17 protein-coding genes are annotated in these 14,717 nt (G+C 67.4%); 2 read left to right on the forward strand and 15 right to left on the reverse strand.

Annotated features, from left to right (window positions below):
- Positions 1-135: 135 nt before the first annotated feature.
- Complete coding sequence (locus J1C73_RS29640; RefSeq protein WP_207319079.1) at positions 136-510, reverse strand: ATP-binding protein; 375 nt, start codon at positions 508-510, stop codon at positions 136-138.
- Positions 511-989: 479 nt separating this feature from the next.
- Between J1C73_RS29640 and J1C73_RS29645 the strand changes: the two genes are divergently transcribed.
- Complete coding sequence (locus J1C73_RS29645) at positions 990-1,841, forward strand: DUF5753 domain-containing protein (protein WP_207319080.1); 852 nt, start codon at positions 990-992, stop codon at positions 1,839-1,841.
- Positions 1,842-1,852: 11 nt separating this feature from the next.
- A complete protein-coding gene (locus J1C73_RS29650) occupies positions 1,853-2,044 on the forward strand; it encodes a hypothetical protein (protein WP_124284910.1) in 192 nt (63 codons plus the stop codon).
- Positions 2,045-2,102: 58 nt separating this feature from the next.
- Here J1C73_RS29650 and J1C73_RS29655 read toward each other — a convergent pair whose 3' ends face one another.
- From J1C73_RS29655 to J1C73_RS29720, 14 genes are all read right to left on the reverse strand, one after another.
- Positions 2,103-2,753 carry an OmpA family protein gene (locus J1C73_RS29655; RefSeq protein WP_207319081.1) on the reverse strand — a complete coding sequence of 217 codons (651 nt, stop codon included), beginning with the start codon at positions 2,751-2,753 and terminating at the stop codon, positions 2,103-2,105.
- 8 nt (positions 2,754-2,761) lie between these two features.
- Entirely contained in the window at positions 2,762-3,310 is a 549-nt protein-coding gene (locus J1C73_RS29660; protein WP_242644894.1) for a hypothetical protein, read from the reverse strand.
- A gap of 81 nt (positions 3,311-3,391) precedes the next feature.
- A complete protein-coding gene (locus tag J1C73_RS29665) occupies positions 3,392-4,093 on the reverse strand; it encodes a pilus assembly protein TadG-related protein (RefSeq protein ID WP_307797828.1) in 702 nt (233 codons plus the stop codon).
- Positions 4,090-4,329, reverse strand: a complete 240-nt coding sequence (locus tag J1C73_RS29670) for a hypothetical protein (protein ID WP_123461311.1) — start codon at positions 4,327-4,329, stop codon at positions 4,090-4,092. The genes J1C73_RS29665 and J1C73_RS29670 overlap by 4 nt, the downstream gene beginning before the upstream one ends.
- A 252-nt stretch (positions 4,330-4,581) precedes the next feature.
- The gene (locus tag J1C73_RS29675) at positions 4,582-5,661 is read right to left on the reverse strand and encodes a response regulator transcription factor (RefSeq protein WP_207319082.1); all 1,080 of its coding nucleotides are present in this window, start codon (positions 5,659-5,661) and stop codon (positions 4,582-4,584) included.
- A gap of 45 nt (positions 5,662-5,706) precedes the next feature.
- On the reverse strand, positions 5,707-7,029 hold the full coding sequence (locus tag J1C73_RS29680) for a sensor histidine kinase (protein ID WP_207319083.1): 1,323 nt from the start codon (positions 7,027-7,029) through the stop codon (positions 5,707-5,709).
- Positions 7,030-7,070: 41 nt separating this feature from the next.
- Positions 7,071-7,958 (reverse strand): DUF5936 domain-containing protein, encoded by an 888-nt coding sequence (locus tag J1C73_RS29685; protein ID WP_123461308.1) that lies wholly within the window; start codon positions 7,956-7,958, stop codon positions 7,071-7,073.
- Positions 7,959-7,972: 14 nt separating this feature from the next.
- Positions 7,973-8,911 (reverse strand): type II secretion system F family protein, encoded by a 939-nt coding sequence (locus J1C73_RS29690; RefSeq protein WP_207319084.1) that lies wholly within the window; start codon positions 8,909-8,911, stop codon positions 7,973-7,975.
- Between the two features lie 10 nt (positions 8,912-8,921).
- Complete coding sequence (locus tag J1C73_RS29695) at positions 8,922-10,259, reverse strand: TadA family conjugal transfer-associated ATPase (protein ID WP_207319085.1); 1,338 nt, start codon at positions 10,257-10,259, stop codon at positions 8,922-8,924.
- A 59-nt stretch (positions 10,260-10,318) separates the two neighbouring features.
- Entirely contained in the window at positions 10,319-10,696 is a 378-nt protein-coding gene (locus tag J1C73_RS29700) for a TadE/TadG family type IV pilus assembly protein (RefSeq protein ID WP_207319086.1), read from the reverse strand.
- A 2-nt stretch (positions 10,697-10,698) separates the two neighbouring features.
- On the reverse strand, positions 10,699-11,103 hold the full coding sequence (locus tag J1C73_RS29705) for a TadE family protein (protein WP_207319087.1): 405 nt from the start codon (positions 11,101-11,103) through the stop codon (positions 10,699-10,701).
- A 16-nt stretch (positions 11,104-11,119) separates the two neighbouring features.
- Positions 11,120-12,394 (reverse strand): CpaE/TadZ family protein, encoded by a 1,275-nt coding sequence (locus J1C73_RS29710; protein WP_207319088.1) that lies wholly within the window; start codon positions 12,392-12,394, stop codon positions 11,120-11,122.
- Between the two features lie 7 nt (positions 12,395-12,401).
- Positions 12,402-13,109, reverse strand: a complete 708-nt coding sequence (gene cpaB / locus J1C73_RS29715) for a Flp pilus assembly protein CpaB (RefSeq protein ID WP_207319089.1) — start codon at positions 13,107-13,109, stop codon at positions 12,402-12,404.
- A 168-nt stretch (positions 13,110-13,277) separates the two neighbouring features.
- Positions 13,278-14,144 (reverse strand): hypothetical protein, encoded by an 867-nt coding sequence (locus J1C73_RS29720; protein WP_207319090.1) that lies wholly within the window; start codon positions 14,142-14,144, stop codon positions 13,278-13,280.
- Positions 14,145-14,717: the final 573 nt, after the last annotated feature.

The raw sequence follows: 14,717 nt of genomic DNA on the forward strand, positions 1-14,717 counted from the left end.
ACCTCTCCCGATTGCCCTTCCCCTGTTTCCGTCTTCTCTGTGCTCGACGACGACGCAGGTCGGGCCGTCGGTGAGCCTTCGCACGGCGCGGCACGGCGCGGCACGGCGCGGCACGGCGCGGCACGGCACGGCATATCAACGAGGCAGGAGAACCCAGGATTTGGTACCCGGCTGCGACTGCGGCGCCTCGCACACGCCCCACTCGCCTCCCCAGTCGTCGACGACAGCAGCCAGCAGCCAGAGGGCCCGCCGCCGGCGCGTCTCGCAGAGTGCGGCCGTATCCGGTTCGACGTGGTGCGGATGCTGGTCCCAGACGAGGAGGCGCACCGCGTCCTCGCGGTGCCGCAGGAATACGTAGAGCTCCTTGCGGGGGCTCATCCTGGCTGTCACCGCGATCAGTTCGGACGCGGCATGCGTGGTCGGCCAGACGTACGGGGCAAGCCCGTGGGCTTTCAGCGCGGCGGCGATCGCCGCGCGGCCGATGAACGCGCTACGGATGTCGCCGGGCAAGGTGAAACTCAGCGTGAGCTCGGTCCCGCGCCCGGATTGACGCTTCGGGCGCAGGTAGGGCCGCGAGCCCTGATGTTGCGGGGCAGGATGCAGGACCGGGTGGGGGTACGGCGTTGACGTCTCGGCGACGGCGGCCGGACAGAGCGCGGCGAGTGGAGATGAGTGCACGTGTGACTCCCCTGCAGTGGGTGGCGAGTTGACGGTGTCCCTCTTCCTCATGGGTGCGCACGAATGGCTTCGCGTTACGGACGAGCAGTGGCCTGTCTCCCTGACGCGGGCCCGCCCCTACCAGGGAAGGAGGTTGCGGGCAGGACCGCGCGATGCGCTTCCAGCTCGCCGCTGCGTGAGCGGTGCGTCACCTAAAGTAGCGCAGCGCGGGCACTCGTGTCACAGAAATGGAGGCAATTGCCTCTTCGCTTCTGGACTGGCACACCCCTGCAGAGACAGACTGTGTCCACCGTCGGCGGAAGAAGGGGCCCATGCCGAGCAGTTCCACCCCCAGCGAGCGTCAGAAGCGGCTAGGAGCTGAGCTACGCAAGATGCGGCTCGCCGCTGAAGCAACCACTGCGTATGCGGCCGGCCTACTTGGAGTGGACCGGACGAAGGTCTCCAACATGGAGGTCGGGGTCCGCCCCGTGAACCCCGCTCGCGTACGGACTCTCGCCTGCAATTACGCCTGTGCCGATGACTCTTACGTCGATGCGCTGGCGCAGATGGCGGAACAACGCGACCGCGGATGGTGGGAGCAGTACCGGGGCACGTTGCCTTCGGGCCTCCTGGACATCGCGGAACTCGAATGGCACGCAACGCGCCTGCGCACTGCGCAGACTGTGCACCTCCCTGGCCTGCTCCACACCGACGGGTACGCCCGTGCAGTGTTCGGCGCCGTGCTGCCCGCGCTGTCGCGACTGGAGATCGAATTGCGGGTGGCCCATCGGATGGAGAGACAGCAGGTACTCGACCGCGAGACCCCGACCCCCTACGTCGGATACGTCCATGAAGCGGCCCTGCGGATGCAGTTCGGGGGCCGACAGGTCACGCAGGAACAGCTCCGCCATCTCTGCGATGCGTCCGAGCGCGATCACATCGACATCCGCGTGGTACCAATCAGCCGCGGAGCCTTCCCCGGAGCCGGTCACGCGCTCCTCTACGCCCACGGTGCCGTACCCCAACTGGACACCGTGCAGCTCGATTCCGCACATGGCCCGGAGTTCATGCACGCAGATGGGCAGCTCACCAAGTACCGGGCACATCTCGATTGGATGGAGCAGGCATCGCTCCCCTCCGCCGAGTCGCGAGACCTCGTCCACGCCATAGCCAGCCAACTGTGAGGACGTTCGACATGTCAGAGATCAACTGGGAAGAGCCCTACTGCGGTGAGGGAAACAACTGCTTCAGGCTCGGCACGGACTCGGACGGAAACGGATTCATCACCGTTCTCGGTCAGGAGGACCAATACGTCACCGACAGCCGTGAGGCGCTCCAGCAAATGATCCGCGACATCAAAGCCGGCAAGGCCGACCACTTGCTGTGACACAGCAGCAGGGCCTGGCACCGGTCACGGCGCCAGGCCCTGCTGCGTTCAGGTCGGGTCAGGAAGAGCTGCCGCGCGGGAAGGAGACCTCCACGCGGCGGTTCTTCTTCCGGCCCTCTTCCGTGCCGTTGTCGGCGATCGGGTACTGCTCGCCGTAGCCGCGGATCTCGAAGGTGATGCTCGAACCGAGTTCCTTGGACAACACCGTGTTCACCGATTCGGCGCGCTGCTTGGACAGCACATCGCCGTGCTCGGAGGAACCGAGGTCGTCGGTGAACCCGAAGATCCTTACCTTCGTGGCCTTCTGCTTCTTGATCTCGTCAGCGATGGCCGAGATACGGGAATTGGCCGCGCCGCTCAGCTTGGCGCTGTCCTTACCGAAGAGCACCTCGGCCTGGAGGGCGAACTTGACGGTGGAGTTCGTGTCCTCACGCCGCTCCTCGCCCCCCATGTCCTCCACCACGGACTTGATGTTGAGGACCTTCTCGGGCGCGAGAGTGCCGCCCTCGGGCATCTTCAGGTCAGGGTCGTTGGTATCCACCTTCACTGGCGGAGCCACCGACTCCTCGGTCCCGGGCGGCGTGCTCGGGGATTCGTCCGCCCTCGCGAGACCCGCCGTGGCCAGGTTCGCTCCAGCGAGGACGACAGCTGCGGCGACGGCTGTCAGCGCCAGCCGGGAGACAGGGCGCTTCCGGTGAGTAACTGTCATGTCGGCACTCACCCGGAGATCTTGATGGCGACAGAGTCGAAGGTCGGGATCGACAGGTTCACCTGGTCGGTCCCCTCCGGCGGGGCCGGGAACTGCATGAAGACGGGGACGGACTTGCCGGCCTCGACCTTCGAGATCCCGGTCGAGCAGAGGCAACGGCCCTCGGTGTCACGAAGCACGTAGTAGCGCTTCTTGCCCAGCTGGTCCACGAGCGTTCCACCGCTGACCGCGTCACCGCTGCCGAGCAGGATCTCCTTCTCGTTGCCGCGCCACGACGGCACCCCGTAGAAGTTCTCGGAACCGGTGTTCTTCATCTGACCGGTCACGGTGACGAATCCACCGGAGTCGCGGACCACGGAAGTGACGGTGTACTCCATCGAATCCGCGCCCTTGAGGACGGCAAGCTTCGCGTTCGGGTCCGTCTGCTCGCCCGCGGCCGTGTCCTCCTGCTTGCCGTCAGTGCTGCCGGACTTCTCGGAGGACGGAGTCTTCGCCGTCGTCCCGCCGCCGTCGTCCCCACCACAGCCGGCCACGGCGAGGGCCAAAGCAGCTGCCATCACGACGGCCGCGGCTCCCCTTCGGGCCTTCGTAGTACGCCGAATGCTCATGGATACCGTTCCTCGTTTCCTTATTCGCTGTCAGTCGATCAGATGCACGGCGAAGAGCGCTTTGCCCAGCTCCGCCCATGGCTGCGGATCGGTGGGATCGATATCGATACCGTCCCGGCCGCAGTCAAAAGTGAGCATCGGGAGATCCGGCTTGTCGCCCTCGTCACCCTTGTCGCCCTTGTCGCCCTTGTCGCCCCCGTCGTCATCGGCGCCCGGATCGGTGCTCGGTGCGTCCTTGGCCTTCCAGGTGCACCGGAACTCGATCACGGCTGTGGCATCGGCGGTGGCGTGCTTCGTGGCCGTGCCTGGGATCACCGAGGACCCGACTGTGTAACGGGTCTTGACCTCGGCGGTCACCTTGTCCTGCAGATAGCCGTAGTCCCATGAACAGCCACCGTGCCCCGGGAAGCCACCGACGACGTCCGAGTCGTTTGCGGCGGCCAGACGCTGGGCCTGGACACAGGGCACCGGGCCGTACCGGTAGTCACGCAGGAATTCATCGAGCCCATTGGGGCTCTGCAGGGCGGCGAGGAAGGGCGGCCCCAGCCCGTCACGGGCGTCCTGGGCCGCCGCGAGTGCGGCAGCGTCCGCGGCACCTTGGGCGCCGTTGCGAGTGGCGGAGGCCTGACCGACAGCAAAGAAAGCGAACGCGACGAAGAGCAGGCCCGCCACCATCACGATGTAGATGGGGAAGGCCTGCCCTCGGTCGGCGTGGTTGCGGCTCAGGATCAGCCGGCCTTGACCTTGTCGACCTGCTCGCTGATCTTCTTCTTGATGTCCCCGCCGATACCCGAGGCCGCGATGCCACCGATGATCGCCACGACCACCAGGATGATGCCCAGGTACTCGAAAGCCGTCTGACCCTTCGAGCGCGAGGGGTCCGTCATCCGCCGAACGACGGTGTCGCGCCATCCGCTGACGGCGATCTGGGTGTCGACTGCGGCCTTCAGAATGGTGTCGTTCGGCATGATGTACCCCTCCGGTATCGGCCGACCGTTGGTAGGCCGACGCGTAAGTCTCTGTGGTGTCGCTTCCGTTACCGGCTTCCTCCTGGCCGGTGCCGTTGGCGACATGAGAAACATACGGCGGCACACCCTGCCCACCAGAGGGCCCCAGGGCCCATTCGCGGGCCCAAAGCGCCAGTTGGGCCCTCCCGGCCCAGCATTGGGCCCCACGTGCCGTACCCACGACCATGCGTCGGATCCCCCGATCGGCCATGACTACCTGTCCCCTCTCGTACCGGCCCCGGAGGGCGGCGCGGTACCGAGCCAGCGGGCGATCGCCTCGCTGCGGCTGCCGCTGTGCAGTTTGGTGAAGATCCGGTTGATGTGGTTCTTGACGGTCTTCTCGCTGATGAAGCAGGTGGCGGCGATCTGCTGGTTACTCATTCCGGATGCAATCAGCTCCATGACCTCCACCTCCCTCGAACTCAGCCCGAACTGCTGCCTATTGACGGCGCCGGAGGACCCGGCCACGGAAGACTGTCCCACATTCGGTTGCAGTTGCGAAAGACCTGGCGATTGCTGAGCGGGGCGCGGCGCCATCCCTCTGGGATCGGGGACCGGCAAATGGGGTGGCGGCCGATGCTGCTGGACGAGTGGCGGATGGCCGTCGTACGCCCCGCCCGCGTACGGGACACCCGTGGTCAGGGCGGCGCCCAGCCCCTCGGGCAGGATCTGCCCGGGCTGCCCTGATCCCTGACGCATATGGGCGAGCAGGGCGTTTGCGGCCGTAGCCGTGAAATGGGCGCGCCCGCTCTTCGTGTCGCGAACCGCCTGCACCAGCTGGTCCGCCGTGAACTCGCCGTGCACCAGGTATCCACCCGCTCCCAGGCGGAGGGCCTCGTGGACGATCTCGCTCTCGCGGCTGTAGGTCAGCATCATCACGGGTGCAACCTGCACCAGGTGCGGAAGCGCCGAGATGCCGTCCACGCCGGGCATCCGGACGTCGAGCAGGACTACGTCGGGACGGTGCCGGACAGCGACTTCGTAGGCTTCACGGCCGTCGGAGGCCTCAGCGACCACCTCGATGTCCTGACGGCCGGAGAGCAGTACGCCCAGGCCGGCCCGGACCACGGGGTTGTCATCGGCCACGACGACGCGCAGCGGGGTGGACGCGACGGGTTCGGGGGCTGCCGGGAACGAGGGCATCACCTCGGGTGCCGCGTTCTGCTGGGGAACCGGGAACCCGGAGGAGCTGTGCTCCGAATTGAGCGGGGTTGCGTGCGACGACGTGTGCTGGGAGGCGTGGTTCTGGGCTGCCCAGTTCTGTCCTGACGCGCGTGAGATGTCATCCGGCATTTCTGCGACCTCCTCTCAGAGGGTGGGGGGACGTGGTGGAGCAGGTCAGGTGAGTTGCGGTACGGATGTGCCCGGGTCGGCGCCCAGAGCGGCCAGCGGCAGTTCCAGACGTACTTCGGTGCCCTTCGCCGCCTTCCCCTTGCCGATGCGGATGCGGGCTCCGATCGAAGCGGCGCGCTCGACCATGCCGACGAGTCCGAAGTGGCCGGCGCGTTTGAGATCGTCGAGCGTGGTGCCGGCGGGCAGGCCCCGTCCGTCGTCGTACACGGTGACGCGCAGGACGTCTCCCTTCACACCGGCCAGCACGACCAGGTAGGTGGGGTGAGCGTGCCGGTGGGCGTTCTCCATCGCTTCCGTGGCGATGGTGAGCAGCTGACGGCCGACGACCTGCGGCACCGGCGGGACCGGTAGCTCGCTGAGCATGCGGAAGGTCGCGGTGAGGCCGTGCCTGCGGGTGAAGTCATCGGTCCGGGCGCGGAGTTCGCTGACCACATCCACTCCGGCGTCGAGACCTGAGTCACGGCGCAGGTCGGAGAGGAGTTCGCGTGATTCGGCCGCGGCCCGGCGGGCGGACCGGGCCACCAGTTCGGCCTGGTGTCTGACGGTGAGGGGGTCCATCCGGTCGGACGAGGTGGCCAGGCCCTCGGCCGCGAGGGCCAGACCGTGCAGGGTCTTGGCGACCGAGTCGTGCATCTCGCGGGCAAGTCGGGTGCGTTCGCCCTCCACGGCCTCGTTCACGGCAAGCCGTGCCCGCGTGTCGGTCAGGGCCTGGCTCGCCGTGCCGAACCGCAGCAGCAGATTGCGCAGGGTGACGCCGACCGCACCGGCGATCACACAGAAGCCGGGCAGCAGCAGGACGCTGCCGTCGGACACCCCCAGCTTCATGTCCGATCCGTAGACCAGGAAGATGATCACGACCTGGATGACCGCGAAGGCGGCGGAGCCGCGCCAGCCGTACACCAGGCCCGCCAGCAGCGGTGTGCATACCGTCACATAGGCGAGCGTGGATTCGGGCCCGGCGGTGATCAGGAGCAGCGCGCCGAAGAACGCGTCGATGCCCAGCATCCACGGGTGGCGCAGGAGGAGCGGTCCGAAGCGTTCCCAGTCACGGAAGAGCGCGTACGAGCCCATGAAGGTGACCAGGATCGCCGAACCGATCAACCACGTCGCGAGCCCGGGCGCCGTCCGGTCGATGGCGAACGGGGTCGCTACCGCGATCATGGCGAGACGGAAGCCGAATACCTGACGGCACATCGCCTGGAGCGCGTTCACCTGAAGCGTGAACGCGGGCTGTGACGCGGGGTCGGCTATGGCCTGCCGTACGTCCTCCCCCACGCCCGACTGGGGTGTACCCAGCTGGAATGCCATGCGACGTCACCTCCCCCTGTTCCGCACGTTGTCCGTCACTGTCAGCTGCCGCCCAGGAAACCGAAGTCGACGTTCGTCCCGTAGACGAAGCCGACCGTCAGCAGAATGAGCGTGCCGGGCAGCAGGAACGACGTGACGGCGAACGTCGCCTTCGGGACCGCCTTGGCCGCCTTGCGGCGGGCCGCCTGCGCGTCCGTGCGGCGCATGTCGTTGGCGATGGCGATCAGCGTGTCGACGATGGGTGCGCCCAGCTCCTCACCCTGCTGGAGGGCGGTGACGAACATCGCGACCTGTTCCGAGTCGTTGCGCCTGCGCAGTTCCTCGAAGGCCTTACGGCGGCTGACGCCCATGTCCATCTGCCGCAGGGTGATGCGGAGTTCGTCGGCCCAGGGGCCTTCGTACTTGTCGGCGACACGTTCCAGGGCCTGCCGGAACCCGAGTCCGGCCGAGACGACGACTGCGAGGACGTCGAGGAAGTCCGGAAGCGTCCGCTCGATGTGCTCCTTGCGGGCCCTGACCGCGGACCAGATTCCGGCCTCGACCCAGAACAGGCCGAAGAGAATCATGACCAGGGAGATGACGACCTGGCCGCGGATGATCATCGAGAAGGCGCCGGCGAGGCCGAGCACGCCGTAGACCGCCCGGCGGGCCGCGTAGCGGTCGATGGTGAGACCGCCCGGGTTGCCCGCCATGTCGATCTGACGGCGCTTCTTGTTGACGGCCTTGGGACCCATCATCCTGAGGACCATCGGTGCCCAGCGCATGCCCATGCGGTCGATGCCGGACCCGACCGCGCTGGTGCGGGTGGACCCGACCTCCAGCGCGACGGCGAGGTCACCCGGCAGTTTGGCGTCGGCCCGGTACATGCGGATGCCCTGGAACGCGCCGGCCACGGCGAGGCCGACCACCAATGCGAGTATCAGTTCCACAGTGCTTCCTCCTCTCAGACGTCGATGCGGGACAGGCGGCGGATCACCATGAATCCGATCGCGTACAGGCCGATGGAGATGATCACTGCCGCCTGGCCGACGAAGGCTCCGGTCATCCGGTCGAGCGCGCCCGGCATGATCGTGTTCAGCAGCATCAGCGCACCGACGCCGAAGATCGGAACCGCGTAGGCGGTGACGGTGACCTGCGAGAGCTGCGTGGTGACCTCACGCCGGGTCTCCTTGCGCTCCTCCAGCGTCTCCGTGAGGTTGCGCAGGGAGCTGACGACCGTACCGCCCGCCCTGTTGGACAGCACGAGTGTGGTGACCAGGACGACCAGCTCGCGTGAGGGCAGCCGTTCCGTCAGCTCGCTGAGGGCGTCGTCGAGGGACTCGCCGACGGCCAGACGGCGCGAGACACGGGCCAGTTCCTCGCCCGCGGGCGCCTCCAGTTCGTCGGCGGCCATGGACAGCGCGGTGCGCAGCGCCAGTCCCGCCTGGGTGGCGTTGGCAAGGATGCGGGAGAGCTCGGGCAACTGGTTGATGAAGCGCTCGGTGCGCTTGGCCCGCTGCCAGTTCAGGAAGGCGTTGGTGCCCCAGAGACCGATGAGGGCGGCGACCGGACCGAAGAAGCTGGCGAGCAGGGCGGAGGCGATCATCCACAGGGCCGCGGTGGCTGCCAGCGCGTAGACGAGGAACTCGCCCGGGGTGATCTCCAGGCCCGTCACTACGAGTTTCAGTTCGATCTTGCGGCCCAGGCTCGTGGCGCGCAGCCTGCGGTCGACGCCCTGGAAGCGGCGGTGACGGCCGGTGACAGGTATCTGACCGGTGTGCGACAGGCGGTCGACCAGTGCTTCGCGGTCGGCCCTCCCCGCGGAATACGTGTGCAGGCCCATGACGCCGAGCACACCGCACAGCAGCGTGACGACGATCGTGAGCAGAGGGAGATTGTCCATGACGCGGTACCTACTTGGCCTCTCGGGTGGCGAGCTGTTCTTCGGACGTAGCGACCCCGAAGGCCTGCGGAATGGGCTGGCTGGCCATGTAGAGGCGCTCGGCGATCTTGCGCGGGAGCGGGAGGTACTGGAACTGGCCGTAGATCCGACCGTCGGCGGCCATCGGCTGGGGGATGAAGCGGGCCACGCTGACGATGCGGTAGTTGTCGCGGCCGTGCGAGTCGAGGATCGCGATCTCGGTGATCTTTCGTCCACCGTCGGCATGCCGGGTGAGCTGGACGATCACGTCGACGGCGCTGTTGATCTGGTCATGCAGCGCCTCGAACGGGATCTTGATCTCCGACATCGAGGCCAGCGTCTGCAGACGCATCAGTGCGTCCTCGGCGTTGTTGGCGTGAACGGTGGCGAGCGAGCCGTCGTGACCGGTGGACATCGCCTGGAGCATGTCGAGCGACTCGCCGCCACGGACCTCACCGACGACGATGCGGTCGGGGCGCATACGCAGGGAGTTGCGGACCAGGTCGCGGATGCTGATCTGGCCCTTGCCCTCGACGTTCGCCGGCCGGGACTCCAGCCGGATGACGTGGTTCTGCTGGAGCTGGAGCTCGGCGGAGTCCTCGATGGTGACGATGCGCTCGTTGTCGGGGATGAGCCCGGAGAGTGCGTTGAGCAGCGTCGTCTTGCCGGTGCCGGTGGCGCCGGAGACGATGATGTTGAGCTTGGCCTGGACGAGCCCCGAGAGCAGGATCAGCATCTGCTCGTCGAGCGAGCCGAAGCCGATCATCTCCTGGAGGGTGAAGGCCCTCGGGAACCGCCGGATGGTGAGCGTCGCGCCGGTCAGCGAGAGCGGCGGAATGATCACGTTGACACGCTCCCCGCTGGGGAGTCGTGCGTCGACCATCGGATTCGACTCGTCCACGCGGCGGTTGACGGTGGAGACGATGCGCTCGATGGTCTGCATGAGCTGGTCGTGCGAGCCGAAGCGCATCGGGAGCTGCTCGACCTTGCCGCTGCGCTCGACGAAGATCTGGTCCGGTCCGTTCACCATGATCTCGGTGATGGACGCGTCTTCGAGCAGCGGTTCGAGGATGCCGAGGCCAAGGGCCTCGTCGACGACCCGGCGGATCAGCTGCGAGCGTTCGACGGTCGAGAGGACCGGTCCCTCGCGGCTGATGATGTGACCGAGTACGCGCTCCAGGCGGGCCCGCCGGTCGGCGGTGGCCAGCGAGGACATCTCCGCGAGGTCGATCTCCTCGAGCAGCTTGGCCCGGTAGGTGGCGACCATATGGCCGTCCTCCCGCCCCCCGCCGTGCTCCTCGGGGGCGGTGATGCGTGCCCGCAAGCTCATGTGTGTTGCTCCTCGGTCTGGCTTGCTCGTGTTGCGGTGGGGGTGTCCTGCGGAACGGATCAGTCGCGGGGCATCGTGGAGCTGCGTTCGGCCGTGCCCAGCCAGCCGTCGTCCAGGCCGGGGACGATGGACGGGATCTTGATGCGCGCCTTGTACGTCACCTGACCGGGGCCCCAACTGGGCGTGAGCTCGGTGTCGTTCCGCAGCCAGTCGCTGATCGCGGCCTGGCCGGCGTCCTCCGGGGTGCGCTCCGGCCGGTCGTGGCTGGCCGTACGGGCCGCCACCCGGGCCGCGGTGCCCGCCTGGTTGATGGCGTACCCGGCCACTCCGAGCTGGATCGCGAAGAGGCCCACCAGCAGGAGCAGCGGGACGAATCCCAGGTACTCGATGGCGACCTGGCCGCGTTCGCGTCGCGTCCTGTGTGTGGTCCTGGTCATGGTCATCCCTCCCTCACCGAGGCGGCGTTGCCCTCGACCGTCATCGGGAAGTCGAGCACGCCGGGTACGAGCACCGGCACCCTCAGCTTCACCTCGGCCTTGTACAGTCCGCGGTCCAGTCGGCAGTGGGTCTTGGACGCGCCCTGCCAGGCCTGGGGGAGGTCTTCCCTGGCCGCCCGCTTGCAGGCCCACTGCTGGTACACCTGCGCGGCCGTGCCGGCCCTGGCACCCTCGTCGGCGGCGTTGCTCGCCAAGCTGTAGGTGTAGCCGATCAGGGTGCACTGCCAGAGAGCCACCAGCAGCAGGATGATCAGAGGGGTGACGCCGAGAAACTCGATCGCGGTCTGTCCGCGGTCGCGGTCACGCCCCCTGCCTATCCGGGTGTCCGCCATCTCTGTGGTTGCCATGGATCAACCTGCCCCCTCAGTCGGTCTTGCCACGGCCCGTGGAATCGCCGCGCCTGCGCGTGCGGCCGATCGAGCCTCGATCGTTTCGGTACTTTCCGCCGCTCTTGTCCGAGCTCTCGGCGGCACGGACGATGCCGAGTTCTCCCGCCAGAGCCCAGAGTGCCTGCTTCACGATGCTCTTCGGGTCGAGTTCATGCATCCGCCCGGCATCGACGACACTTTGAAGTTCCTTGAAATTCGCGGGAATTGCCGTGCCGGCGATGCGGGTGCCGGTGATCTTCTGGATCAGCGGCGGCTGGATCTCGGTGTTGCGGTTGAAGCGGTTGACGACTGTCGTCGTCTCCTCCGCCTTGCGGATCTGCAGCCGGTCCCACATCCGTACGATGCGCTTCGCGCCACGTACCGCGATCACGTCCGGCGTCGTGACCAGCAGCGCGATGTCCGCCATTTCGATGGCCGCGGCGTTGGCGCCGTTCATCTGGCCGCCGCAGTCGATGAGCACGACCTCGTACCGCGAGCGCAGCGCGCTGACGATCTGCCGGGCGGACCGGTCGCTGACCTCCTCGCCGCGTTCACCGTCACCGGGCGCCAGCAGCAGCGCGATTCCGGTGCTGTGGCTGAACACGGCGTCGGACAGGACGCGCGGCGAGATGTCGGTGATCGCCGCCAGGTCCACGATCGAGCGCCGGAACTGAACGTCGAGATACGAGGCGACGTCCCCGGACTGGAGGTCCATGTCGACCAGCGCGACGGTCCGGCCGGAGGCCTGCGCCGCCAGGGCGAGCTGCACGGTGGTCACCGTCGCACCGACCCCGCCCTTGGCGCCGCTGACCGTCACGACGGTGCCGCCGGGCCCGGTGAAGACGTCGCCGCCGGCGCCGAGGTGCCGGCGTACTCCGACGGACCACTGGGCGGCCGACTGGACCCGGTTGACCAGTTCCTCGTAGCTCAGCGGCAGCGTGACCAGGCCACGTGCGCCGGAGTCCATCGCCGCGGAGAACAGGCCGGGGCTCGCGTCGACGGTGATGAGCACGACCCCGATGGCGGGGAAGCGCAGGGATACCTCCCGGATCAGCTCCAGGGCCGGCACCGGACCGATCCGCTCGTGGACCAGCACGACCTCGGGCAGCTCGTCGAGGGACTCGCCCGCGAGGCGCGCGAGCGTGTCGATGAGCTGGGTCGAGTCGCCGACCGGAGCGGCCGGCTCCGCGTCGGGGAGCTGGCTGAGCAGGGTGGTGACGGATCTGGCCGCGTCGGCGTCACCGACGGCCGGGAGGATCCTCGTGGTCATCCAATCCTCACTTGTCCTTGTCGAGCGTGTAGGTGCGGTCGCCCGGACGGATACTGCTGTCGCTGCCGGTGGCGATGAGCGCGAGGCGTACGTGCTCCGCGAACGACTCCGCGTACGCGATGCGCTGGGTGTCGAGTGTGTTGAGGGCGAAGGTGATCGGAACGGCCTCGGTGGCCTGGCTGCCCTTGCCGTCGCTGCTCGGGTCCAGGGCGGTCAGCTTGCCGACGTCCAGCACCTTGGCGTTGGAGACGATGACCTTCGACTGTGCCGGTTCGCCCTCGCGCTCGCCCGCGAACGTGGCGTAGACGTTGACCGTGGCACCGGAGGTGATCTTCCCCGCGACGCCGGTCGCGGCGTCGATCATGATCGCGATCTCCTGCTCACCGGGCTGCAGGGCGGGACGCGACTCCATCATGTCGGACTGGAGGAGCGAGCCCTCCTTGAGCGTGGTGAGGGCGATCTTGCCGTTGACCTCGGAGAGGTCGGTCACCGCGTTGGAGGAGAGCCACCGCTTCGGCATCGAGACCTTCTCGAACTTGCCCGGGGTCAAGTTGGTGAAGGGTGCGACGTCGCTCTTCAGCTTGTAGGCCGAGACCTCGGGTCCGACCTTCGAGTTCACGTCGCTGATCACCGAGAGCACTCCGGCGAAGGCGCCGAAGGCGCACAGGACCGAGAGGAGCAGGAGTATCACGCCGCGGCGCTGGCGGGAGTTCATGGGCCGGACAACCTCGTTCGGGTCGGATGCGTGGGGCAGCGGACAGAAGAATGCGCGGGGGCTGTGGGAACGGTTCGGGCTGTTGTCTGGAGGGCGGGCTGAGCCGGGTGTGCGGCACGGACGGTGTCCGGACCGCGAGGGCGTCCGCGGAGGAGGAATCCGCGGATGCTACGACCGTGGCGGTGCAGGCGCTCCATGGTTCAGGACACCGGACGACGGCATTCGGTTCTCGGTAGCGGGAAGCGGTGAGGAACAGAATCCGCAACGATCACCGATCAGCTCCATTCCGCACCAGTGACAGGTCTCTCGCCTTACTGAGGAAACGAGTTGGTACAGGACGGAGATATCCGGAAGGAAAGCCGCGAATTCGATCAACTTCCCGGTTCCCCACCATCGGGAGGAATCGGCGGGCAGCGTCGCGTCCTGAATCGCCTGCACCTTCCAGGCGGGCGCCAGGGTCTGCTGCACCCACTCGGACTGCAATTGCCCCTTGGCGACCAGCAGATGAGTACCGAACTCCGGCCCGGCCAGCGGCTCCGCGTTCGGACCGACCTTGACGAGCTGGGGGTTCGGTCCCGCGAGTACGGCGAACTGGGAGCCGGGCACCCAGGACTTGGCGTGCGTCTTCAGGCTGACGGGGACGCGGTCGAGCTTGGTCACCGAGTTCAGCAGGGCGCCCGCATGGATGTAATGGGACAGAAGCCGCGCGGAGGAGGCAACCACTCCGGGGCTGAAGTCGCAGATGGACAGCTGTCGCAACTGCCTGACCAGCACGGCGACTCCCAGTGGCGGCAGATCCACCTTGAGCAGCGCGATGCGATCGCTCTCCAGCACGGACCGGACGGCGTGAAGTCGCCGCTCGTGCGCGAGGGCGATGCCCGCCGGATAGACGGCGATCACATACCCGTGCTGCTCCAGCATCAGGTGCATGTCGCCGATCGCCAGGTCCATCGCCTGGGCGTCGGGCGCCTGCAGCAGGGCTGCTGTCGGCGTCTGCTGATCGGTCGGCGGTAGGACCAGATCAGCGCTGGTCACTGCTATTGCGGTCGGCACGCTGTTCCCCGTTCGGCTCCGGCCGGCGTCGCCATGACGTCGGCCGCAATCGCTCCTGCTCCGTGCTTCTGCCTCAGCTTCTGCTCCAGCACTTTAACCGCGTCCTACACGGCAGAGAACACCCAGCGGAACCCGGTACGGCAACACCCTTGCATCAGCCACCCAACACTCACGTACGAAATCGGACCAAACCGAAAGTTGTTAACTTCTGTACCACTGCGGAGGGTTACTGTCAGGCATTCCCATTTCCGGTCCGTTGCAATTCATTTGCCCACGTCAATGTGGATTTTGACATGTTCGCGCCACGTCGATGTGGCCGAAATTCGTCACTGTCCGGCCATGTTGCCCACGTCACCCGTGAGGGGGGCGCTCGCATCGGGCCGCCGGTTGCCATCCGCGCGCGGGCGGCATGTGCGTGTGCCGTGCGGGGCGTGTGCAGATAACGCGCGGGCGAAGCACGGGCTGTTCGCGCACCGCCCGCACGCCGTACGAGCAGCTCGGGCCCGCACCGCCGGCCCCGGCGCGGCGGGCCGTCCGCGCCGGGGCCGGCGGTGC

Source organism: Streptomyces laculatispora (assembly GCF_017353455.1).
GTDB lineage: Bacteria > Actinomycetota > Actinomycetes > Streptomycetales > Streptomycetaceae > Streptomyces > Streptomyces laculatispora.

Bases quoted from the DNA above. Each gene is read 5' to 3' on its own strand.
- J1C73_RS29645 (WP_207319080.1), top strand. From the start codon at position 990: ATGCCGAGCAGTTCCACCCCCAGCGAGCGTCAGAAGCGGCTAGGAGCT.
- J1C73_RS29650 (WP_124284910.1), top strand. From the start codon at position 1,853: ATGTCAGAGATCAACTGGGAAGAGCCCTACTGCGGTGAGGGAAACAAC.
- J1C73_RS29655 (WP_207319081.1), bottom strand. From the start codon at position 2,753: ATGACAGTTACTCACCGGAAGCGCCCTGTCTCCCGGCTGGCGCTGACA.
- J1C73_RS29660 (WP_242644894.1), bottom strand. From the start codon at position 3,310: ATGGCAGCTGCTTTGGCCCTCGCCGTGGCCGGCTGTGGTGGGGACGAC.
- J1C73_RS29670 (WP_123461311.1), bottom strand. From the start codon at position 4,329: ATGCCGAACGACACCATTCTGAAGGCCGCAGTCGACACCCAGATCGCC.
- J1C73_RS29675 (WP_207319082.1), bottom strand. From the start codon at position 5,661: ATGCCGGATGACATCTCACGCGCGTCAGGACAGAACTGGGCAGCCCAG.
- J1C73_RS29680 (WP_207319083.1), bottom strand. From the start codon at position 7,029: ATGGCATTCCAGCTGGGTACACCCCAGTCGGGCGTGGGGGAGGACGTA.
- J1C73_RS29690 (WP_207319084.1), bottom strand. From the start codon at position 8,911: ATGGACAATCTCCCTCTGCTCACGATCGTCGTCACGCTGCTGTGCGGT.
- J1C73_RS29695 (WP_207319085.1), bottom strand. From the start codon at position 10,259: ATGAGCTTGCGGGCACGCATCACCGCCCCCGAGGAGCACGGCGGGGGG.
- J1C73_RS29700 (WP_207319086.1), bottom strand. From the start codon at position 10,696: ATGACCAGGACCACACACAGGACGCGACGCGAACGCGGCCAGGTCGCC.
- J1C73_RS29705 (WP_207319087.1), bottom strand. From the start codon at position 11,103: ATGGCAACCACAGAGATGGCGGACACCCGGATAGGCAGGGGGCGTGAC.
- J1C73_RS29710 (WP_207319088.1), bottom strand. From the start codon at position 12,394: ATGACCACGAGGATCCTCCCGGCCGTCGGTGACGCCGACGCGGCCAGA.
- cpaB (WP_207319089.1), bottom strand. From the start codon at position 13,109: ATGAACTCCCGCCAGCGCCGCGGCGTGATACTCCTGCTCCTCTCGGTC.